The organism is Frankia sp. Mgl5 (assembly GCF_023242985.1).
GTDB lineage: Bacteria > Actinomycetota > Actinomycetes > Frankiales > Frankiaceae > Parafrankia > Parafrankia soli.
Genome location: NZ_JALKFY010000008.1, coordinates 1 through 21462 on the forward strand (window position 1 = coordinate 1; position 21462 = coordinate 21462).

Sequence of the window (21462 nt, forward strand, 5' to 3'; positions counted from 1 at the left end):
ACCGGACCGCGTGGCTACGGCCCTGACCTCGGGCAGCACCGGTGATGAACGCGACCTTGCCATCGAGCTTTCCCATCTGCGTCTCCCTGAGTCGTGGTGCGGTGGTGCGGGCGAGCCATGCCGTGCGGACCGGCGTAACTCGAGCTAACCGACGGTGATCGGCAGCGTCTCCCAGCCGCGCATCGTCGACGTCGACGAAAGCGCGGAGTTCTCCCAGTCGACGTTCCATCGCGGGAAGCGTTTCAGGATCTCCTCGAGCGCCACTCTGGCTTCAAGCCGGGCCAGCGCGGCTCCGAGGCAGTAATGGGTTCCGAGGCCGAAGGTCCGGAGGTGACCGGTTCTGCGGTGGACGTCGAACCGGTCAGGGTCCGACCAGCTGTTCTCGTCCCGGTTCGCCGAGGCGATGAGGAGCATCATCGCGCTGCCGGCAGACACCGTGCGGCCATGTAACTCGACGTCGGTCGTGACGTAGCGGGCGATCGCGTGACCGGTCGGCTCGAACCGCAGCGTCTCCTCGATCGCGTTCGGGATGAGCCGCGGATCGCCCACCAGCTGCGCGCGCTGGTCGGGGTACCGGGCCAGCAGCACGGTCAGCCAGCCGATCAGGCGGGCCGTCGTCTCGTTGCCGGCGCCGGCCAGGACGGTGATGTAGGTCAGGATCTCCTCACGGGTCAGCGTCCGCGTCTCGCCGGCCTCGTCCTCGAACTCGGCGCGCAGCAGCTCCGTCATCAGGTCGTCCGACGGATGCTCGGCCCGCCAGTCGATGTACTCCGCGAACAGGTCCGAGTCCATGAGCGCCTGCTGGGACACCTTCATCTGCTGCCCCGGCTCGGTGCGCAGCTTCGCGTCCGCGCGCTCGCGGATCGCCGGCTGGTCCGACTCCGGGATGCCGAGCAGCATCCCGATCACGCGCATCGGCACCTCGTTGGCGAACTCCGCCATGACGTCGAAGCTGTCGACGTCGACGAGTCTGTCGAGGCTGCGCCGGCAGAAGTCCCGGACCTGCGGCTCGAGCGAGGTGACCCGCCGCGGGGTGAAAACGCGCGCGAGAAGAGCGCGGTGGATGTCGTGAGCCGGCGGGTCCTCCATCAGCAACGTGCCCGGCGGAATTTCGACGTTCGCCTTGATGATTTCCAGGATCGGCCCGCGGGCCGACGAGAACGTCTTCCAGTCGGTCAGGCAGCGGTCGATGTCCTCGTGGCGGCTGAGGGCGTAAAAGTCGTGCTGGTCATTGTAGTAGAGCGGCGCCTCCGCGCGCAGCCGTTGGTAGACCGGGTAGGGGTCGCCGGCGATATCGCGGTCGAAGGGATCCCAGTAGACCGGACCGCTACGACTCATCTGGCGAGCCTCCTTCGATCGGTGCCGCGCCGCGGCCGGTCAGCCACGACCCGAAAACGAAATTTTAACGGTCGTTCTAACTTGATGGGACGCCGCTGTCAATACGCCCAGCTCACCGGGAGAAGAGCCCACGAAATCGCGACACGGATGGCGATCACCCGACTACTCGCCGGCAGGGTAGGTGAACCCGGGCGACTACCGCCGGTTCGCCGCCGATGACGGCGTCCGGCAGGACGGGGCGCTGCTGTTTCACTTCTCCGGACGCGGACCGCCGGGTCGCGGCGCCAACAGCCCAGGCCCATCGGCGGGATCCGGCTCGTAGCCTGGGCTCTGTGCATGTGCCCCGCGCCTTCGCCCTCACCGACCTCGACCAGGTCGCTGGCTGCGTTGCGGCCGCGGGAGCAGCCGACCTCGTCACCGTCAGCGGCACCCAGCCGGTGGCCACCCTCGTCCCGATCATCTGGGAGCGCACCCCGAACGGACCTGATGCGCCGCACGGACGGCTGCTGGGGCATCTCGCCCACGCGAACCCGCAGTGGCGGACCGCGTCCCCGGGCTGCGCAGCGCTGGCGATCGTGCACGGGCCGCAGGCGTACATCTCACCGTCCTGGTACGCCGCCAAGACCGAACACGGACGGGTCGTCCCGACCTGGAACTACACCGCGATCCACTTCAGCGGACCCGTCACGTTCCACCACGACCCCGAACAGCTCCGTGGCATCGTCACCCGACTCACCGACCGGCACGAACAGCACCGGGAACAGCCCTGGGCTGTGGACGACGCCCCGCCCGACTTCGTGGCCGGGCTGCTGCGGGGGATCGTCGGCTTCGAACTCGCCGTCGCGTCGGTGACGGCGAAGGAGAAACTCAGCCAGAACCGCTCCCCCGCCGACCATGCCGGGGTCATCGCGGGGCTGCGCGGGGAACCCGACACCGGGTCTGCCGCCATCGCCGATCTCATGCAACCCCGGCCACCTGGGCAGACCTGACACCCCGGGTTGGTCCCTGGCCTGCTCGCAAGCAGGGTTGACGGCATGTCGGACGCCGTACAGGAAGCGGCCGCGTTCCCGCTGGCCAGGTTGTCGAGCCCCTCGTGTCGCGGGAGCACCCCTTGGTTGTCGACCGGAGCACAACATTCCGTGTGATCGGGTCGGGCGTCGCTGCTGGTGGCAGTGAGGTGGTGCTCGGGTTCAGCCGGCCTGGTGTTGGTGCCGGCGGGCGATGTCTGGCCGGGGCGGTCCGGTTCGTTGACCGGTCAGGGCGGCGGCCTTGGTCTCCAGTTCGGCGATCTCGGCCTCGACCTGTTCCTCCTTGTCGACCAGACGCCCGTAGCTCATGGCCTTGTGCGAGGATCGGACGCCGGTGGTGCAGCCGTAGATCAGCAGGTGCACCATCAGCCACGGGGCGTAGGGCGGGTGGCCACGCTTCTCGGTGTAGTCCACGAAGACCGGCCTCAGGTCCAGCACCTCGTCGACCAGGTCCGCGACGAACCGGGCCAGGTGGTCCTCGGGCAGCCAGTCGTCCAGTACGGGCGGGTTGCCCCGGGTCGTGTCACTCCTCGCCGGAGAACCGCTCCCATGCGGACTGGCGCGTGATCCCGAGAGTTTCGCCGATCTTGATCCAGGTGACGCCGCGTCGGCGCAGTTCCCGTACCCACGAGCGCAGGTCGGCCTCGGCCTGGTCGATGTGCGCGGCGACGCGCGGAATGTGGCTCAGCATCTCCCCGTCTGTCATCGACTCCCAGAAGGGCACACGCGGTCCCGCGGGACTGGCGAGGCTCCCGTCGATGATCGACGTGGCGAGAGCCACGCACTCGTTGCAGATGTACACACCAGGACCAGCGACCAGCTTGTCGACCTTGGTGTTCGGCTTGCTACAGAAGGAACACTGAGCGAGTTCGATCAGGGTGTCAGGCGTTGCCACAGCGCACTCCTAAGGTGTCAGGGCGTCCCTGACACCTTAGGTTGTCAGGGGCACCCTGACAACTGGTGTGCGTGTCCATGAGGAAGCGCTGCGGGCTCTCGGGCTGCGCCCGGTGCGAGCCGAGGCAGTGACCAGCGACGTGGTCGCCGCTGGTCCGGTGGTTGCCCAGGATCCGCCCGATGGCCGGCGAGTCCCCGCAGGCCAAATCCATGGCACCGCCCGCCAGCGCCTGAAAAACCTCGGCCTCACCGTCAACGGGACCTTCGAGACCAGCACACGGGTCCCCGCAGGCCAGGTCATCAGAAGCAGGCCCGGCGCCGGCCGGCGCGTAGCGGTTGGCTCGACGGTTACGCTCACCGTCTCGTCCGGAGCGACCGCTCCTCGACCGAGACCCAGCGACGGTCAGTCATGGTCGTGGTGACACGAAAAGATCGTCCGTGTGAGTGTGGACCTGGAGCGGATCGCCGGGCTACTACGGCAGCGCAACGCCCTTGACGAGCAGATCGCCGCCGTCGTCGACCGGCCGATGACGGCCGGGCACCTCGGTGAGTGGATCGCGGCGCACATCTTCCACGTGGAGCTCGAGCAGTCGGCGGTGGCCGCCGCCATCGACGGCCGCTTCGCATCCGGCCCGCTGCGGGGACGAACCGTGAACTGTTCACCGGCCCCGCATCGGCGGCGGCGTCCTCGCGCGGCGGAACCCGCCCGTGGACCATCGCAGCGGTCTACCTGTTCGACGCGCAGCGGCTGCTCGACGAGCTCCGCGCCCGAGGCGTCAGGACGGGAACCGCGGCGAGCGTGCGCGCCGCGCACTGGGAGGCAGCCGAGGTCTTCCCCCGGGCGAACAGCGAGCTGCTGACGGTCGAGCCGGAACAAGCACGCCTGCTACGCCTGTTCGCGCCGCCGACGGACGGCCCTCGCTGACCATCGCAGGACTTGCCGCCTCACCGGCCCGGCCGGAGCGGCATCGCGGCTGACGTCTGCGGGCCGGTGTGCGGCACCAGCCAAGGTGAGTCGGCCTGTGCCCGTCCGGGCTCGGGCATCACGTTCGCCGCCCCGCTCGCGATGGCCTCGACCAGCCGGATCGCCTGAAGGACAGACAGATTCAGAACGATCTCGGTGCCGGCATCCGCCTGCAACCGCACCGATACGTCCGCCATCGTCACATGCCCTTCGTCGCGAATCTGATCGCCCCCTGTACCGAGGGGGTCATGACAACGCTACGTGGGAAGCCCACGATGACGTCGGGAAAGGTGGCCAGCGGCACTGAACGACCAGGCGCGTCCGGAGCCGCGGGCTCGATCCGGTCGCGATCATCCGCGAAGATGGAAGGCCGGCTGCCATCCGAGGCTGGGACTCCGCGCTCTGGAGGAAGGTGCATGACCGCGCCCCGTCGGCGCCGAGCCGCGACCGTCGAGAAGGCCACTCGTCTTCTCGACGCGACCGAGGAGATCATCCTCCGGGAGGGCTACGCGGCAGTCAGCTCCCGGAGCGTGGCCGCCCGCGTCGCCATCAACGCCCCTCTCGTGCACTACTACTTCCCGACGATCGACGACCTGTTCGTGGCGGTCCTGCGGCGGCGCGCGCAGCGCACGGTGGAGCAGATGGCCGTGGCGCTGGCATCCGCGGAGCCGTTGCGCGCCTGGTGGGAGCTCGTCTCGGATCCACGCGGAACAGCCCTGATCGTGGAGTTCGTGGCGGCGGCGAACCACCGTCCGGCGCTGCGGGCGGAAGTCGGCAAGGTGGCCCGCGAGCTCAGGCGGATGCAGATCGAGAAACTGGCCACGATTCTCGACGAGTACGGCCTCGACGCGGACGAGTACCCACCCGCGCTCGTCGCCGCCACGATCCAGGGCCTCGCGTTCGCGGTGGTGGCGGACAAGTCGACGGGCTACGACACGGCGCACGAGGAGGCCGCGGTCGCCATGACACGCCTGGTGACCCGCCTCGAGGAGAAGCGGGCACGTCGCCCGGGTAAGTAGCACAGGACGGACCGCCGAACGCGACTCTGGCCATCGGCCGCGCCGGCGCCGCCGAACGGGCGTACGTCCTGGCCGCGTAGCTGGCGTACCACGAACGACGTCCCCTCAGACGTCCCCTCAGACGTCCGCGACGAGCTCGGCGAACGGAGCTGGTCCGAGAATCTCCAGGCCGACCGCCTCCTGTCGCACCGCTTCGCCGCGCGTGAGGCACATAGCGACCTGCTGTCCCAGCTCGCCGGCGATCCAGGCCGTCGTCCAACTGACCGTGTCGGCCGACGCGGGTTGCACCCTCAGCCGGTGCGGGGAGGCGAGGGCGAGCTCGTACAGCGGCCGGCACGGCCGGATCGCCGGCCAGCCCGCCCCCTGTGCGGTTGTCACGGCCAACCGGGCGGCACGGATACCGCCCACATCGATGTCACCGAAGTACAGGACCGGCGAGGCCGGGGTGTCTCCCTTGTCAGCGAGCGCGGCGAGGCGTGTGCCCACCTGATTGCCGGAGCCGAAGATGATCCGCCCGTCGAATCCATCGGCCTCGGCCACCGTGCACAGCGATTCGAAGGTCGACCAGTTCTCCACTATCAGCCAGGTTCCGGCACCGAGCACCCGCTGCTGCACCGGCGGCCAGGTCGAACGACAACGCAGAAGCTCGAGGGTGAGACGGCCCGGGACGAACAACCGACCGGAACGCAGCTTCTCCAGCGCTTTGTCGTCGCCGAGGAGTCCCCATGAGCGTTCCCGCATCGGCACGACCGGGGCCTGGTCTGCTGCGGGAAGCCAGCGGTTCACGGCGTCGAGAAGGCCGCGTTCGGCGCTGCTGAGGCGCCGTTCGGAGTCGACGGTGGGCACCCAGTGCAGGAGATGGTGCCACGGTTTCGCCGTCATCCGGGGCGCTGCCACCGGCGGCGCGCTGCGCCGCACCCAGTGCGGAAGCTCGGGAAGGGTACGACGGTCCCACCCAGCCTTCGTCTTCGGGCATTCGACGAGCCCGGCGGCTACGAGCTCCTCGATCGCCCCGGCGACCCGGGCGCGCCAGTCCGGGCTGCCCGGCCCGGAATGATCGATGGCAGTGGCCGCCCTGATCAGCGCATCTGCCTGAACACGCACGCCCGGAGCATCCTGGACGACAGACTCCATCGCGGCGGCCAGCGAGCTCAGGCCCGATCCGCTCACGGCGAGGGTTCGCTCGTCGTCCGCTGCCGTACCAGGCGGATGCCGTCAATCTCCTCGGTTCGAGATGGGCGGTCGGCTTCGTCCAGGGTCACGTACGTTCCCGGGCCGGTTCGCGACCGACGTTTGGAGCAGGCGAGGACGGCGTCGAAGGCGCGAATGGCCGGGAGGTCGCCAATCCCGGTGAAGAACAGCAGCTGCACCCCGGACGCAGCCGCGACCGTGCGCTGCAGCTGGAGGAACGGCACGTAGTTCGCCTTGCCGAGCGGGTTGTCCAGCGGGACGAGTCCGCCGGCGACACCGCCCTCGACCCGGCCGCCTCGGTTCTCCGCCCGCAGTTTCACCATGACGCAGAACAGCACCAGGCAGGCGGTCAGGTTCTCGCCGCCGGACCACTTGTTCATCTCGGTCACGTCGACCTTCTGCGTCGGCTGCGCCGGGTCGGGCTTGAGGATGCGGGCCCGGAACCCCGAGCCGCCGACGGCCGCCTCGGTCGCCCGCCACACCAGGTCCACCGGTTCCATGTCGAGGGACGCACCGGGCGCCACCAGCTGGTCGACGAGGTCGGAGACCCGGACCCGCGCCTGCTCCTGGCTCGGCCGCTCCCCGCGCGGTCGGACCTGCACGAACTCGTGACCACCCCAGGGACCGATGTTCTCGGGCAGCCGGGACAGCCGGGTGAACCGGGCGAGGTCCGCCAGCGCCGCGTCGACGAGATCGATAAGCCGGGTGACGATGTTCTCCTGCGACTGGTCGAGATGCTCGAGGTGCTGGTCGATACGGGCCCGGCGCTGGTCGAGTTCGGCGCTCAGCGCACCGGCCCGGCCGGCGACTCCTTCCACGGGCTGGTCGAGGAACATCTTCCGGAGCCGCCGGGTGGCTTCGGTGTCGCCGGTGGTCAGCGCGAACCGTTCGTCCGCGGCCCAGCGGCGCAGGGCCTCGAACGCGCGGCCTCGTGCGTCGACGGCTTCGGTGTGGCGGGCCACCGTACGCCGAGCCCGGTCGAGGATCCGTGTGGTGGACTCGTCCAGCGCGGCCGGATCGGTGGACACCGTGGTCGCGGTGACGGCGACGTCGGCCCACTGGTCGAACCGGTCGGCGCGCAGCCGCAGTTGCACAGCCCGTGCCGCCAACGCGTCATGGTGCTTCTCCAGGGCTTCCAGCCGCTGCTCCACCCGACGGAGATCATCCTGGATCCTGGCCGCGGCGCGGTCCTCCTCCGCCGCGGCGACCTCCGCGTCGGCGCGGTTCACCGGTTCGTGCGGGAGCTCGGCATGCCGCGGCCGGTCCACCGGCCGGCGCTCCCGCACGGCATGGCCGGCGTCGTCGAGGTCGGCTTTGGCCAGGGCGTGACGGGTGGCTGCCTGGTCCGCGGCCTGGGCGGCTTCGTCTCGGTAGCGGGACCGTAGGGCCGGGTCGGCGGCGCCAGGCGCCCCGGCCAGTTCCCGGGCCCGTTCCTGTACCTCCACGGCATACTCGCCCCACGCCCCACCTGCCTGGGCGGCGATGTCGACCAGGTCGTCGAGTCGGCGGACCAGCTCGGGTTCGTCGAACGCCTCCCGGGCCAGCCGGTGTGCCTGCTCCCGGGCTCGGCGCGCCCCGTCCAGGCCGCCTTCCGGCACTTCGCCCCGGTGCTCTCCGTGCACGGTGAGCGATCCCCGCTCGAGGGTGAGATCGCCGCTCCTGGTGCTGAGACGGGCCCGGGTGTCGCTCAGGTCGAGCTGCTCCCGGCGGGTCGCGTGAGCCTCGTTGTGGGCCCGCTCCCGCGCGGCAACCGCCTTCGCGCGCAGGGCGGGGATCTCCTCCAGCCGTGCCCGCACAGGCGGGAGAGCCGCCAGGTCCTCGGCGAGGTCGTTGAGCCGGTCCAGTCGCCCCTGTGCTCCGGTGACCGCGCCACGCAGCTCCTCGCGCCTCGCGGCGAGCTCGCGCTGGACCACCTGGCCCTCGCGGTGGGCGTCGGCCGCCGCCGTCTGCGCGTCTTCGGCCTGTTCGAGGACCGCGGCGGTGTGGCTTGCCCGCTCCCGCACCGCCGCGGCACCGCCGCGCGTCGCGACGTCGGCCGCGAGCGTGCGCAGATCCGCGGTGAGGCGGGAGAGCTCGTCCAGATCGGTACGCAGCCGACCGCTCTCCTGGTCATGCTCGCTCAGCCTGCCACGACGAGCCTCGAGCTCGACGGCCCCGGCCGCGTGGTCGTAGCGGGCGGCGACCGGCCCGACCACGACCAGGCCGTCGCGAACGACGGGCGTCTCACCGAAGACCGTCACCGGCGCGAGGACGACCGGGTCGTCGAGAACGAGCTCGGCGGCGAGTTGGGCGGCGGCCGCGAGGTCACCGTAGACGACGGCACCGTCGCAGATCTCCGGCCGTTCCTGGACGAGCGCCGCCGCCGCGGTCAGCGGCAGGTGCTCCGCCAGGTAGACCCAACCGGGAACGGCGGGGATCCCGGCATCGTCCAGCACCCCGAGCACCTGCCGGAGCGCGGGGCGAGGCGGCAGCAGGGAGGTCTCCTCCAGGCCGGCCACAGCGAGCCGCAGGCTGCTCGCGTCGACTCCGCGTTCCAGCAGCCTCGTCTGCGAGGTCGCGATCGCCTCCTCGCCCAGCGCGAGGACACGCCCCGCGTCGGCGAGCAGATCGAGGTCGGAAGTCTGCGCCAGCCGGGCCGCGGCACCGGACCTGTTCAGCTGGGCGGCCCGCTCCTCGAGCCCGTGCAGAGTCGTCGCTGCCGTGTCCGCCGCGTGCTGTGCGTCCCGGTGTCGCCCGCGGGCCGCGTCGTAGGCGGTGGCGGTGCCGCGCACCGCCCTGTCCGCCCCGTCCAGCTCCACGACACAGGCGTCGAGGTCGGCGCGCAGCGACTCCAGGACGGTCTCCGCCTCGGCGACGGCCATCTCCACCGGGACTCCGTCGACGAGCAGACCCGCGCCGACGGCCCGTGTTCTCTTCCGCTCCAGCTCGTCGGCGCGCTGGGCGAGCTGATCAGCTTCCGCGGTCAGCCCGCCCATCTCGTCGGCCGCCTGATCCCGCCGGTCCTCTGCCGCCTCGGCACGAGTCCCGGTCTCGTCGATCCGGCGGCTGAGATGTTCGATCTCCACGGCGACGGCTCGCAGCTCCGCGTCGAGCGCGGCGGCGAGGTCCGCGTCGGCCCGGTCCGCCTGGACAAGCAGCGGGGCGGCCTGCGTCCGCGCCGCGTCGATCGCCCGGCGGTGGGCGTTGACATCGATCCTCGCGCGGTTGACGGCCTGCAGGGCAAGCACGGCCTCCCAGGCCCGCTCAGTGGTCCGCGCCGCGGCGAGCGCCTCGCGCGCGGCCTCCTCCTCGATCGTGGCGTCGGCGAACCAGTACCCGGCGGCCAGGCGCATCAGCTCGTCACGGCGGCGGCGGGCACCGTCAGCCTGGCGTTGCGTCTCCAGCCGCTGCTCATCGACGTCGCGGCGCTCCTGCGCCGCCTGCTCGGCACCCGCCTCCGCCGTGTGCGCCGCGTCGAGGAGGCCGAGCCGGAAGGCCGCCGCCGCGCGGGCCGTCTCGGCGCGCTCCCGGGAGGCACCCCCCACGTCCTCGTGCGCGGTGGCCAACGTGGCGAGCCGGGGCTGCGCGTCGACGCAGAACTCCTGCTCCGTCCGGTACCTGGGGCGCAGCGCGAGCTCGGTCGCCACCTGACGGAGCAGGTCGCGGACGCTCGCGGCCCGCCCCGCGTCTGCGACGAAGCCGAGCAGGTAGCGGGCGAAGTCGTTCTCGCTGCGGATGTTCGCGAAGAGAGCGTCGATCCCGCCCTCGGTCGCGTTGATCGTGACGAAGTACCGGTACAGACCCGCGTCGAAGCCGCGGTCGTCCAGCAGGCGGTGCCACGGGTCGATCTGGTCCACGGCCGCGGCGTCCGCTCCCGCCACCGCCCGGCTCTTGATCCACGCGTGGAAGCCGGCGAGATCCACCTCGCCCCGGGTGCGGTGCGTCAGCGGCAGATCCTCGAACATCGTGCCCTCGACCGCCGGATCCGGGCGCATCGTCCAGAACAGCTTCCTGAGCTTCTGCGCACCCGCGCCGTTGTGGTCAACCGGCCGCCGCCTGTTCGGCCACTCCCACACCGCTCCGGTCAGCAGCAGGGCTCCGTCCGGTGCCTCCCATTCGGCGACGACGTGGGAGGTGTCGTCGGTGAGCACGAGGTCCTCGAGCGTTCTCGTGACGTCGTCGCGGCGGCGCTTCTTGCGCGCCGCGAGGAAGTCGCGGCGAGCGGGAAGGATGTGCGCGGCCAGCAGCGACATGATCGTCGTCTTGCCGGAGCCGTTGCGCATCCAGATGAGGGTGTCGGCCGGGTTCCCGTCCACGTCGACGGTGTCCAGGGTCAGCGCGGCGAACCGGTTCTCCCGCACGCCGACGGTGTCCAGGTGCAGACGGCGAAGCTTGTACATCACGCCCCTCCAGGATCCGCGGCCAGACCGTCGAGATCGGGCGGCGAGGTGCCCTCGCGCTCGGCGATCCGGGCCTCGGCGAGGACCGTGAAGGCGATGTGGTCGACAACGTCGGAGACGCCGAGCCGGAACCGGTCGGTGAGCTGGTAGGCGGATTCGCCGTCCCCGGCGATGGCGGCGATCGGCCGTGCCCGCCCCTGCTCGGCCAGCCAGCCGAGATAGGTGCGGGTATGCCACAGCTGGCACTCCCGCTTCAGCCGACCGCGTTCCCCGGGCAGCACCGGTGGCAGCTCCAGCCATGCCCTGGCCGCGAGCGCCGCGCCGCGATCGAGGTCGTCCTCGCTGGTCAGGTTCTTCACCCGCTCGGCCGCACGGGTGATGAACGCCATCAGCTCCCGTGGTCGCACCGCTGGCGTGGACGCCTCGACGAGGTCGCTGCCCGTCGGGTAGGCGTACGCGGCGGTGGCGAGCAGGACCAGCCCGGCGAGCAGCCGGTCGGTCGACCGGGACGCGGCGCGGACCGACGGGAGGTCATCGGCCCGAACGGCGAACGGACCGTCCAGCCCTCCTGACACCGTGAGGCCCTGCGGGGTGGCGCCGAGGATCTCCACACCGAGGCCCTCGGCGAAGGTCCGCACCACCTCGTGGAACGGGGCATCGGTACGCCAGCGGGTCAGCAGCCGTTCGTAGTCCGGATGTTTGCTCCCCGGCCGTGCGGTGTGGTCGAGCGCGAGCGCGAGCAGGCGACCTGCCTGGTAGGCGTCGTCAGCCTTCATGGCAACCTCTCCCCCGACGCCACGACCGCGCCGCCCGCTGTCCCCTCGGCCTCCCGGATGGCCAGATCGGAGGCCCGCCCCACCAGCAGATCGTCACCGCACCATCGGCCGCCGACGAGCGGGGTGCGGTCGGCCTCCGCGGCCAGCCCTTCCAGCGCGGCGGCCAGCCCGGTCGACGCCGAGCCGGGGTCGTCCTCGCCGAAGCCCCCACCAGCGACGAACCGGCCCGCCGCCGCGAGGTGGATGACGTCGTCGAGCAGGCAGACGTCCGCCACGTCCTCCGCGTGGTGGGCACCGAGCGCGGCGAGCTCGGACAGTCGGTGCGGTGCGCCGCGGCACTCGCGGAACACCGCGCTCGCCGCCGCCTCGACATCCGCCGGCAGACCCCGTTCCTCCGGCTCGTCGAGATCACCCGGATCGTCCCAGGCGGGCTTCGACTGCTCGTAGATCGCCGGTGGGCGCAGCAGCACCGCGGCCAGTGTGTCGAGGGTCCACACCGGTGGGCAGCGCGCGCAGAGCCGCCCCACGAAATCCGTCGCGGCGGTACTCGCCCGCTCCTCGTCCGCCACCAGATAAGGCATGAGCACGTCTTCGCCCAGGTCGGACAGCCAGGCTGGACGTTGCCGACGCGAAACGCTGCGCCTCCTGCGCCGCCAGGTAGACGGGGATCGCACCGACGATGAGCCGCTCGAGCCGGGTGTGGACCTCCTGGCTGCGCCGCACCTCCGCGAGGACGGCGCGGCACGCGTCGCGCTCGGTGCCGCTGCCGCGCTCGATCCCGCGCTCGGCGAGGTCGAGGATGTGCCGGTCGAGGCCGAGCTGCTCGGTGACGTGCTGGTGGGCCCCTCTGAGCTGCGCCGGGACGTCCCCGTTCCAGTCGACGCCGCGCAGGTCACGCCGGGTCTCGTCGAGCCGGTCACGCAGCGAGGCGGCCAGTCCTTCGGCGGTACGCCGCGCGTCGACCGCGGAGCGCCGCGCCCGCTCGAACTCGCCCGCCTCCATCTGCCGGCGCAGGATCAGCCTTGCCGCCGCCTCCCGGTCCGCCAGGTCGACGTCGAGTGCCTGCAGGTAGAGCATCACCGCCTCGTCAGTGGCGGACAGTTGCGGTGAGTCACCGGCGTCGAGGAGGCGTAACAACCGGAAGCTGTAGGTGCGGGTACCGGAGCGCTCGTCATCGGAGTCCGCCAGTTCGCCCCACCGGGCCCGCAGCGGACGACCGTCGTTGAGCAGGTTCGCCAGCGTCAGCTTCGCCACCTGGGCCCAGGGCCGGTCCGGGTCGTCCGGGGAGAGCCGGCGGGCCAGCCCGGCCAGGTGGGCGACCAGCTCGTCGGGGGTGACGGTGCCCTCCATGCTGGCCTGGTGTGCCACCACGTAGTCGATGGCGCGCAGCGCGAGCTGGACGAGGTCGTAGCGAACGTGGTTGAAGTCGGCCTTGGTGGCCGAACGGATCTCCAGCCGGTGCAGCGGCTCGGTCAGCCGGGCGACCTGCCACCGCCGGTAGAGCTCGTCATCCGCCACTGGCTTCTCCCTCTACCCGAGCCATGGGACGCGCGTCGGTCCTCTTCCGTAGACGATGATGACGCCCCCCTCCGACAACGTGGTCGACAAACTCCGTTACCACAGGTCCGGAGGCGGCTCGCGCCCACACCACACGCCCCGCACGCCCCACACGGCCACGGCGGGCGCCAGACCGTGGCCGCAGGAGTAGCCGCCGCGACAGGAAGAGTCACTGCTGCTCCAGGTCCACCACTCCGCAGCTCGCCGTCCTGGAACGACTGCGCCGGATCATCGCCGCCGAGCAGGCGGCGGCGCACGGTGATCATCGTGTTCCGCGGAACACCACGCCCGTCTCGCGGGACGCGGCACCGGGCGGTCTGCCTGCCACCGTGACGGAGCCGCTCTGGGAGCTGCAGGTCATCGGCCTGTCCGCGACAGTGGGGAACCCGGCCGAGCTGCTGCGCTGGCTGTAGGGCTCGGGCGCGCGCCGGCGCCCGGCCCACGTCATAGCACCGGATCTGCCGACCGCCTCGTCCCGGCGGCCTTCGCCGGCGACGACTCCCGCGCCCTCCGCGGCCCTCAGACCCTCTGCGGCCCTCTGGCCGGTTACGGTGGCCGGGCCGGTCGCGGCGCCGCCGGGTGAGGTCGAGCTGGACTACGTCGGATCGGTGACGAACGCGGCGAAGGTGCTGGCCGGCCTGAAGTTCAACACCGCGCTACCTCCGCGTCTGGCCGAAGCGACTCTCGCCACCCGTCTCGCCGACCTCCCCGCCGCCACCACCGTCCTGCGCGAACCCGTCCGCTTCACGACCCTGGAAACCTGACCGCTCGTCCGAATGCCCGCTCCCGCAGCGGGCTCGCGCACAGCAGCGCCCAGGCCGCCAGGGACGAGGCGTCCTTAATGACTCCTCCAGCAAGCATGTCGCCCCACTCACGGTGGCTGAATCGACGTGTCACGAGATCCTGCTCCTCCACGGAGAGCTCGCGCTGTCCGTGGGAGAGCTCGGTCGCCAGCCAGACCTGACACGCCTGGTCGGCGTAGCCGTAGGCGGTGAAGATCTGACCCAGATGGTCGAGCCGGCCGGCCCGGAGCCCGGTCTCCTCCCGTAGTTCGGCCTCGGCCAGGTCCGCGGGCCCGACTTCCGGCCGATCCTCCCAGGACCCCTGCGGGAACTCCCAGTAGCGGCCGTCGACCGGGTGGCGAAACTGCTCGACCAGCCACACGCCATTGGTATCGACGGGGATGATCAGGGCGAAGTCCGGCTTCTCGACCACACCGAAAAGGCCGGGGCTGCCATCCGCCCGGACGAGGACATCCTCCCGGACCCGCATCCACGGGTTCTCGTAGGCGATGCGGGTGTCGCGAACGACGAAACCTCCGTCGCCAGCTGGCACGGTCTCCTCGCTTCGGTGCGGATGGCTACCCGGCAGGCCGACGAGTTCGGCGCCGCGTTCCCAGGGTAGGGCGGGTAGGGTCGCGGATCGCGGGCCTGGCGGGCGGTAAGCGGCCGCTTCCGCCGCCTGACGCAACTCCCGCCCTGGCCTGGGGCCTCAGCCCCGCCACCAGCCTCGCGGACGTCCCCCCACCACCACGGTCCTGCGTGAACCGCCACCAACCTCGAAACCTCACTCGAACGCCGACAAGTCACGTGGTTGCCGATCGTAAGCGCGAGCAAGGTGACGATGATCGGCTCGGCCGCGGTCAGCGATGAGCTCCTTGCGCAGGGCGCCTCGGGGCAGGACGACAGGGGGCGGGGCGTGCTGGCAGCGCTGACCGAGGCCGACCCCAGGAGCGTGGGCGGGTACCGGCTGGACGGGCGGCTCGGCTCAGGCGGCATGGGCGTCGTCTATCTCGCATTCGGCGCGGACGACCAGCCGGCAGCATTGAAAATCATCCGACCCGATCTGGCCGCCCACCAGGAGTTCCACGCACGGTTCCGCCGGGAGGTGGCCGCGGCGCGGCGGGTACGGAGCGGTTTCGTCGCCGAGGTGCGGGCCGCCGATGTCGACGCGGAGCCGCCGTGGATGGCCACCGAATACGTGGACGGCGTCACCCTGGCCAGGGCCGTGGCGGAGGAAGGCCACCTCGACGGACGCCGGGCGGTCAGCCTCGCCGCGGGCCTGGCGAGCGCGCTCGTCGCCGTGCACCAGGTGGGGCTCGTACACCGTGACCTCAAACCCGCGAACATTCTGCTCGGACGGGATGGTCCGAAGGTCGTCGACTTCGGTATCGCCCGCGCCCTCGACGAGACAGCACTGACCGACACCGGGAACGTCATCGGAACGGCCGCCTGGATGGCGCCCGAACAGCTCCTCGGCGAGCGTGCCGGGCCAGCGGCGGATGTGTTCGCATGGGCCCTCTGTGTGGCCTTCGCGGCGACCGGGCGCCAGCCGTTCACCGGCTCGCCGGTGAACACACCGGTTGCGTCCGCGCTGCGTAGGTTGAACGCCGAGCCCGACCTCGACGGCGTGCCGGAAGATCTGCGGCCATTGCTGCGACGTGCCCTGGCCAAGGTCCCCGACCAGCGGCCGAGCGCGATCGAGCTGGTCGCCGAGATCCTGGAACGGGACGCCTCCGGCCTGGCGTCCGACCTGGCGGACACTGAGGCGGCCGTCCGCGGGCTTGGCGGCGAATGGGCGCGCCCGCCGGTGACGTCGGTACCGCTGGTCCCGGCGCCCCGTACGCCGGACCCGCTTTCGGACCCGGATCCCGCGCCGGACGAGGCGTCACCGCAGCTACCCGACCCGCCATCACCGCAGCCAGGCCCGCCATCACGACTGAGAGACCTCCCCGTTCGCTGGGTGACGTGGCTCATCACCTCGATCGGCCGCCGCCCGCCGCGCGCGCTGGTGGCGGTGGCGGTGGCGCTCCTCGTCATGGGCGCGGGCCTGGCGATGCTGATCACCGCGGGCCGTCCCTCCGGGAACAGTCCGCTCGCGGGCGGCGCCGCCACCCTCCGCCCCGGATCCGATTCCCGGTCGTCCGCTCCGCCCGCCGACCCGACCGGACCGGCCCCCACCGCCACAGCGACCTCGGCCCTGCCGAACGCGGATCCTTCCGGGTCACCGGCGGCGGGCGACAGCACCCCGGACGGAGCTGCCGGCGCACCGGATCCCGGGCAGCTGCCGCAGCGCCCCGGAACCGCCGGCCCCACAGCCGCGCCCACGGCCGGCGCGCCACCGAACCCGACGCCGACACCGAATCCACAGGCGCCGAACCCACAGGCACCAGCCGCACCGGCACCAGCCCCGCCGGTGCCGTCCACCACCCGCCCGCCGCCCGACCCGGACGGCGGGACGACCAGCCAGCTCGTCCTGCACGGCGCCGGTGGCACTGCCGGCTGGGTCTGGTTCAACAGTGGAACCGCCAACCTGGAGAAGGGTCGGAACTCCTTCACGGTCAAGGACGTCGCCTGCGGCGATGCCTGGAGCATCTACGTCCAGTACGCCTACCAGGATTCGCAGGGGAACCCGCGTGAGGGCAGCAAATATCTTTCCGGGGACTGCGACCCGGTCGAGTGGTCGGGTTCCATCGCCGGCGCCCAGTCGGAGATCCTCTCCTTCCGGTGGCGGGGCTGCAAATGGGACACCAACCACCAGAGCGCCGACACCTGCGAGCCGTGGATCACCTCGACCCTGCGCTGAGGACCCGAGGCCACCGAGACCGGCGCCCCCACCGTCATGTGCGAGCCCGCGCGCTTCGCCACCCGGAGAATCTGACCAACGCGGCGCCCTACTACCGGGCGCCACCAGTTCGGCCCCGTCCGGCCGCGACGAGCACGGCACGGCAGGCGGCGACCCCCGCCACCGCGTCACCGACCACCGGGACCGGGACCGGAACCGGCGCTGGCGCTGGCGCTGGCGCTGGCGCCGAGCCGGTCGGCGGGGCCGGGGTGTGCAGGCCCGACCAGATGTTCAGCCAGGCCGACCACCACCGGGCCGGATCAGCCGCCCGGTGCGCCCGGTAGGCGGCCGCGACCATCGCTCCCACCCCGGCACGCCTCAGCACAGCGCGCACACCGTCGGTCTGACCCGGCGTCAGGGCGTACGACGCGCGCAGCCCCCGGGCCGTCAGCGCGTCCGCGAGCGGCCGCAGATCGTCCGGCACCGTCCGTCCCCGCCTCGACGTGGCCGCCGGCCAGCGCGGCCGCCGCGTTCTCCCCCCGGGAGAGCGCGAGGTGGAACCCTGGGGGGGTCGCCGGTCCTGGTGACCGGGGTGCCCGGTCCTCATTATTCGAAGCCGGTGCCGGCCCTGGTGCCGGCGCTGGCGCTGGGCGGACCAGGCGGTACCGGTTCCGACCGGCGGCCGCCACCGAGCTCGGTGACCAGGACGCCGGCCGATTCCAGGGCGCGCACCGCGCGCCGGGCGGTGGACACCGACACCTCGGCGCGCGCGGCCAGCGTGGGCATCGACGGGAACGCTCCCGACCAGTCCGCCGCGTCGAGGTAGTAGGCGATCGCGAGCAGGACTGAGCGCAGGACACGCACGGACACGAGCCGGCCGCCGACGGCGGTCGGGGCGAGCGTGAGCGCGCGAACGTGGGAGTACATCGCGGAGACGGCAGAGCGTTGTGGAATGCTGGATGGCACGGTTCGGGCTCCTGGGTTGACAGGGTTCGGATCGAGGCCCCGTTCCGGTGCTGCTAACACCGGGCGGGGCCGCCCCACTGGGAGGGATAACCCACAGTAGCGGGTTAAATCAGCTGTACCCACCAGGCTTTTGCTGTGACCACAACTAAGCCACGTCCCCGTGTGGACGACGCACGACATCGCCGCGTGGCTCGGCGTGGGAGCGGAGCAGGGACGCCGGATCGTGAGCCACCCCGACCCCCCCGAACCGCCTTCCACGAATCAGTCATTTTTATTTATAAATTTGCATCTCCGAACAGGATCTGGCTCGTCAGATCATCGAGGTCAAGTAGCTGCACATAGCCACCGAGGCCGCCACGACCATCGATTAACACAGAGTCATCTCGGGTACACCGAACGCGCCCAGTTAGTTGACGGGCGACGGAGGTGCGTCTTGCGAGGAATTTCGAGGATCAAGACCTTCGCCCTGATCGCCGGAATCGGAGCTCCGCTGGCCGTGATTCCGCTGGCCGCGGCGCCGGCCAGCGCCGCCATGACGGGCCCGCTGGCGGTCGCCGGAACCGTCCAATGCAGGATCGGCTCGGCCGAGTCGCTGCTGATCAGCGGCGGCGGGGAGTCGCACGGCGCCTCGGTGGGCGTGGGCGGGCGCTTCTCGGTCGTCTTCGCCAATCCTTCCGTCCCCAGCACCGCGACCGTCCAGGTGAGATGCGACGTCGCGGGCCAGCGGACGTATCACCCGACCAGCTTCCTCCTACGTCACCCGGCGGTCGGCCAGGTTCTCAACGTGAACCTCGTCGCCTGACAACCCGGCCGGATCTCCCGACGATCTGACCGGTGGGTGGTGCGCGCAAGTCCCGGCGCACCACCCACCGCAGGAATGTCGACGTGCCCCGGAACCCGGATCGCGTCCGCCTGGCTTGCCAGCCTCGCCTGGGGACACGGGATGCCATCGTCGGGCGGGGCCAGGACGCCAGGATGCGGATGGCAGCGTCCTACCTCGTCGGCCGTGGGTCTTCTTTCCTAGCTAGCCGCCGTCAACGATGCAGCGGCTTGCCTTCCGGTCGCGAGTACGGCGGCGAACCCGGTCCCGGTTCGCCAGGTGTTGTGCAGTGCCAGCTCGCTGAGGCGCCAGCCTTGCCCGGTGCGCACCGCGAGAGCGCGGAGCACGCCGCCTGCTACGAAGTGCGTTTGCAGCGCGTTGGGATCTCGTTCGGTATCGGCCCACAGGTGCATGGCGATCATGTTGGCGCGGAGCCGGGCGGTGTCGCCGTCGAGGTCGAAGACGTAGTCGGAGCTGACGTGGTGGGTCGCCCGGAACCGGGCGAAGCTCTCGTTCTGCCCGGCGGCGATGGCTTCAGGGCCGGTGAGCGCCGCGCCATTGGGGCGCACGAGGCGCCCGCCGGGGCAGAAAACCGCTTCGACCACTGCACGGTCGAGGCGCTTGTCATCGACCGTGCTGAAGTAGCGGCTCACCAGGCCGGTGATCTCGGCACGGTCGGCCAACTCGGAGGCAGTGAGCGTCATGACCGGCCCTCCGTTCCGCCGCCGGCGGCAGGGAGTGTCCTGCGGCGCTGCTCCGTGAGGCGCTCCTGGTCCTGGCGGCTCAGCGCGCTCCACGTGTCATCCCTTTTCCGCCTGAGCGCGGCGAACTCCTCGTCGCTCAGCTCGCGCACCCGCCGTTGGCGTTCTTGTTGGAGCTTCGCGAGCTGCTGTGGGGTCATTGGCTCATTCACCACGGCTGTCTCCTCGATGATCTGCAGTAGCTGACCTACGGAGGGCTCGGCATTCCGGCTGAGGCACATCAGCACGTCGAGCAGCCGCGCGCGCAGGCTGACGGCCGCGCGGATGCGCTCTTCCGCGGCGTCGAGCTGACGGCTCAGCAGGCCGACCGGATCGGGCTCACCGTCCAAGAGCGCCCCGATCTCCTTCAGGGAGATGCCCAGGCTGCGCAGCGCGACGATGCGGTGCAGGCGGCGCACGTCGTCCGCGGTGTAGCAGCGATGCCCGCCCTCGGTCCGCGACAGGGGCGACAGCAAGCCGAGCTGGTCATAGTAGTGCAGCGTCCGCACCGTGAGTCCGGTCTCACGAGCCAGCCCGCCTATCGTCCACGTACTGTCCTGCCGCACACGCCAACCTCCCTTTTCCTAGTGCCGCAGGACCCACCGTAGGACCTGACGTAACGTCGGGTTCAAGGGCGCGGTGAGGCTATCGATCTTTGGTCGCCAGCCTCGTGCGTCCCGTCACATCGGCAACCGCAGGGAAAAAGCACAGGTCGATGAGAGAAAGCCCGGCGGCAGACCAACGAGAAAGCTTGCATCGGGCCAGGTAGGCTGAGCGCCCGACGCCAAGCGTGGCGAGAACCTACAACCGGCGGCACAATGAAAGAAGTGATCACCTCTTTGGATGAACCAGCGAGCCCGCCCTGGCAGGCGTTACAGGCCGAGGGGTGGCGACTGTCGGACCGTCCTGAACTCCTGGACCGCCACCAGGTGTGGAGGTGGTTGTCGTTGGAGGCCGCCTGGTCGCGGGGCCGTAGCCAGGAGGCCGTGAACACCTCGCTTGACCATTCCCTCACCGTGGGCGTCTACGATCCGGCTGGTCGGCAGCGGGGAGTCGCCCGTTGCGTGACCGACCGGGTGGCCGTCGGATTCATCGACGACGTCTACGTCGACGCGAATCATCGCGGTAAAGGGGTCGGGCGCTGGCTGGTCTGCGGGCTGCTCCAGCATCGGCTGTTGCGCGGCATCTCGCAGTTCACTTTGGTGACGAACGACGCGCACGCCCACTACGCCGCAAGCGGCTTCACGTCCCTGACCGGTCTCCAGCGGTGGATGCAGTGGCGCCGCGACACCGGCTCCGCACACACGCCCGATCCTTGGGCGCCAGGTTCAATGTCCAGATCCGTCAGCTGAGCTCTGTACTCCCGGCCCCGTCCTCCGCGAATCGGCACGCATCTCATGGCGGCGCGTGACACCCTCAGCGACAGGCGCGTTCCGGGACGGGGGTATCGCGGCGGTGGGGACGGATCTGTTGTTCGCGCGGCATGGCGAGGCGCACTGCAATCTCAGACGTGTCGCGGGCGGCGAGATCGGCTGCACCGGACTGACGGAACGCGGCCGTGACCAGGCGCGGCAGCTCGGCAGGCGGCTTCGCCGAATGCACGACGACCAGCCTTTCGACGCCGTCTACGTCTCGTCGAGGCGCCGTGCCCGGGAGACCACGGAACTCGCCACCGGCGGGCTCGGCGTGCCGGTCACCGTCGAGCCGGCACTGGCGGGGCCGCAGCACGGCGTCGCGGACGGCCGGCCCTGGACGGAGATCTGGGCCGCGTTCGGTGCCAGCCCCGGCGACGAGCCGGACCGGCCGTTCGCCGAGGGCGCGGAAAGCTGGAACCAGTACCTCGCCAGGGCGATGGCAGCTCTGGGAGAGATCATCGAACGACATCCGGAGCAGCGGGTGCTCGTCGTCGCGCACGCCGAGACCGTCGAGGCCGCCCACACACGGTTCCTGCGGCTGCCGTCGCGCCCAGGGGTCGGTTTCGCCGTGGCGCACTGCTCGATCACCTGGTGGTCGCACCGCGCGCCGGAGTTCGGGGCGGCACGCTGGCAGCTCGTCAAGCACAACAGCACCCGACACCTCGATCAGATCGAGTCCGCCCATCCCACACCCGCGGCGCGGGAATCCGGCCCCTGACGGGCAGTACGCGGCCATGTGCCTGAACGGCTCGACGCCGCTCGACCCGACATCCCCCGCCGCCGTGGGCGAGCCTGGCGCGAAACACGTCTC

21 protein-coding genes and 2 pseudogenes are annotated in these 21462 nt (G+C 71.1%); 9 read left to right on the plus strand and 14 right to left on the minus strand.

The window, feature by feature from the left end; translation table 11 throughout:
• Positions 1-144: 144 nt before the first annotated feature.
• Positions 145-1338, minus strand: a complete 1194-nt coding sequence (locus tag MXD62_RS05795; protein ID WP_248828397.1) for a cytochrome P450 — start codon at positions 1336-1338, stop codon at positions 145-147.
• A gap of 332 nt (positions 1339-1670) precedes the next feature.
• Between MXD62_RS05795 and MXD62_RS05800 the strand changes: the two genes are divergently transcribed.
• A complete protein-coding gene (locus tag MXD62_RS05800) occupies positions 1671-2327 on the plus strand; it encodes an FMN-binding negative transcriptional regulator (RefSeq protein WP_248828398.1) in 657 nt (218 codons plus the stop codon).
• 267 nt (positions 2328-2594) lie between these two features.
• Here MXD62_RS05800 and MXD62_RS05805 read toward each other — a convergent pair.
• Both MXD62_RS05805 and MXD62_RS39105 read right to left on the minus strand, forming a co-directional pair.
• Positions 2595-2873, minus strand: a pseudogene (locus tag MXD62_RS05805) (hypothetical protein); the annotation flags it as partial.
• Between the two features lie 16 nt (positions 2874-2889).
• On the minus strand, positions 2890-3261 hold the full coding sequence (locus tag MXD62_RS39105) for a ClpX C4-type zinc finger protein (RefSeq protein ID WP_308301198.1): 372 nt from the start codon (positions 3259-3261) through the stop codon (positions 2890-2892).
• 67 nt (positions 3262-3328) lie between these two features.
• Between MXD62_RS39105 and MXD62_RS40075 the strand changes: the two genes are divergently transcribed.
• Together MXD62_RS40075 and MXD62_RS05815 are read left to right on the plus strand one after the other, a co-directional pair.
• Positions 3329-3682 carry a PASTA domain-containing protein gene (locus MXD62_RS40075; RefSeq protein WP_368862318.1) on the plus strand — a complete coding sequence of 118 codons (354 nt, stop codon included), beginning with the start codon at positions 3329-3331 and terminating at the stop codon, positions 3680-3682.
• A 128-nt stretch (positions 3683-3810) separates the two neighbouring features.
• The gene (locus MXD62_RS05815) at positions 3811-4185 is read left to right on the plus strand and encodes a hypothetical protein (protein WP_248828399.1); all 375 of its coding nucleotides are present in this window, start codon (positions 3811-3813) and stop codon (positions 4183-4185) included.
• A gap of 20 nt (positions 4186-4205) precedes the next feature.
• Here MXD62_RS05815 and MXD62_RS05820 read toward each other — a convergent pair whose 3' ends face one another.
• A complete protein-coding gene (locus tag MXD62_RS05820; RefSeq protein ID WP_020462278.1) occupies positions 4206-4421 on the minus strand; it encodes a hypothetical protein in 216 nt (71 codons plus the stop codon).
• Positions 4422-4640: 219 nt separating this feature from the next.
• Between MXD62_RS05820 and MXD62_RS05825 the strand changes: the two genes are divergently transcribed.
• Positions 4641-5243, plus strand: a complete 603-nt coding sequence (locus tag MXD62_RS05825; protein ID WP_248828400.1) for a TetR/AcrR family transcriptional regulator — start codon at positions 4641-4643, stop codon at positions 5241-5243.
• Between the two features lie 117 nt (positions 5244-5360).
• On the opposite strand, the gene MXD62_RS05830 is transcribed toward MXD62_RS05825, so the two are convergent.
• Genes MXD62_RS05830 through MXD62_RS05850 form a run of 5 tightly spaced genes read right to left on the minus strand, consistent with a single transcriptional unit; the run spans position 5361 to position 13107 of the window.
• Entirely contained in the window at positions 5361-6413 is a 1053-nt protein-coding gene (locus MXD62_RS05830) for a DUF2220 domain-containing protein (protein WP_248828401.1), read from the minus strand.
• Positions 6410-10813 carry a hypothetical protein gene (locus MXD62_RS05835; RefSeq protein ID WP_248828402.1) on the minus strand — a complete coding sequence of 1468 codons (4404 nt, stop codon included), beginning with the start codon at positions 10811-10813 and terminating at the stop codon, positions 6410-6412. Before MXD62_RS05835 ends, MXD62_RS05830 begins: the two co-directional genes overlap by 4 nt.
• Positions 10813-11589, minus strand: a complete 777-nt coding sequence (locus tag MXD62_RS05840; RefSeq protein WP_248828403.1) for a hypothetical protein — start codon at positions 11587-11589, stop codon at positions 10813-10815. The genes MXD62_RS05835 and MXD62_RS05840 overlap by 1 nt, the downstream gene beginning before the upstream one ends.
• Positions 11586-12086, minus strand: a complete 501-nt coding sequence (locus MXD62_RS05845) for a hypothetical protein (RefSeq protein WP_248828404.1) — start codon at positions 12084-12086, stop codon at positions 11586-11588. Before MXD62_RS05845 ends, MXD62_RS05840 begins: the two co-directional genes overlap by 4 nt.
• On the minus strand, positions 11998-13107 hold the full coding sequence (locus tag MXD62_RS05850) for a hypothetical protein (RefSeq protein WP_248828405.1): 1110 nt from the start codon (positions 13105-13107) through the stop codon (positions 11998-12000). Before MXD62_RS05850 ends, MXD62_RS05845 begins: the two co-directional genes overlap by 89 nt.
• A gap of 389 nt (positions 13108-13496) precedes the next feature.
• Between MXD62_RS05850 and MXD62_RS40080 the strand changes: the two are divergent.
• Positions 13497-13787: pseudogene (locus tag MXD62_RS40080) on the plus strand (ATP-dependent helicase); the annotation flags it as partial.
• A 103-nt stretch (positions 13788-13890) separates the two neighbouring features.
• Here the strand turns inward: MXD62_RS40080 and MXD62_RS05860 are convergent.
• Entirely contained in the window at positions 13891-14481 is a 591-nt protein-coding gene (locus tag MXD62_RS05860) for an NUDIX hydrolase (protein WP_248828407.1), read from the minus strand.
• A 258-nt stretch (positions 14482-14739) separates the two neighbouring features.
• Here MXD62_RS05860 and MXD62_RS05865 point away from each other — a divergent pair, with 258 nt between their 5' ends.
• Entirely contained in the window at positions 14740-16731 is a 1992-nt protein-coding gene (locus MXD62_RS05865; RefSeq protein WP_248828408.1) for a serine/threonine-protein kinase, read from the plus strand.
• Between the two features lie 91 nt (positions 16732-16822).
• On the opposite strand, the gene MXD62_RS05870 is transcribed toward MXD62_RS05865, so the two are convergent.
• The gene (locus tag MXD62_RS05870) at positions 16823-17194 is read right to left on the minus strand and encodes a hypothetical protein (RefSeq protein WP_248828409.1); all 372 of its coding nucleotides are present in this window, start codon (positions 17192-17194) and stop codon (positions 16823-16825) included.
• A 122-nt stretch (positions 17195-17316) separates the two neighbouring features.
• The gene (locus MXD62_RS05875; RefSeq protein ID WP_248828410.1) at positions 17317-17637 is read right to left on the minus strand and encodes a helix-turn-helix domain-containing protein; all 321 of its coding nucleotides are present in this window, start codon (positions 17635-17637) and stop codon (positions 17317-17319) included.
• Positions 17638-18109: 472 nt separating this feature from the next.
• On the opposite strand from MXD62_RS05875, the gene MXD62_RS05880 reads away from it, so the two are divergent.
• The gene (locus MXD62_RS05880) at positions 18110-18478 is read left to right on the plus strand and encodes a hypothetical protein (RefSeq protein WP_248828411.1); all 369 of its coding nucleotides are present in this window, start codon (positions 18110-18112) and stop codon (positions 18476-18478) included.
• A gap of 218 nt (positions 18479-18696) precedes the next feature.
• On the opposite strand, the gene MXD62_RS05885 is transcribed toward MXD62_RS05880, so the two are convergent.
• Positions 18697-19200 carry a nuclear transport factor 2 family protein gene (locus MXD62_RS05885; RefSeq protein ID WP_248828412.1) on the minus strand — a complete coding sequence of 168 codons (504 nt, stop codon included), beginning with the start codon at positions 19198-19200 and terminating at the stop codon, positions 18697-18699.
• Positions 19197-19802: a MerR family transcriptional regulator gene (locus MXD62_RS05890; RefSeq protein WP_308301199.1), complete on the minus strand. Its 606-nt coding sequence runs from the start codon at positions 19800-19802 to the stop codon at positions 19197-19199. The genes MXD62_RS05885 and MXD62_RS05890 overlap by 4 nt, the downstream gene beginning before the upstream one ends.
• Before the next feature lie 252 nt (positions 19803-20054).
• Here MXD62_RS05890 and MXD62_RS05895 point away from each other — a divergent pair, with 252 nt between their 5' ends.
• Complete coding sequence (locus MXD62_RS05895; RefSeq protein ID WP_285223967.1) at positions 20055-20588, plus strand: GNAT family N-acetyltransferase; 534 nt, start codon at positions 20055-20057, stop codon at positions 20586-20588.
• A gap of 118 nt (positions 20589-20706) precedes the next feature.
• Positions 20707-21369 (plus strand): histidine phosphatase family protein, encoded by a 663-nt coding sequence (locus MXD62_RS05900; protein ID WP_248828415.1) that lies wholly within the window; start codon positions 20707-20709, stop codon positions 21367-21369.
• Positions 21370-21462: the final 93 nt, after the last annotated feature.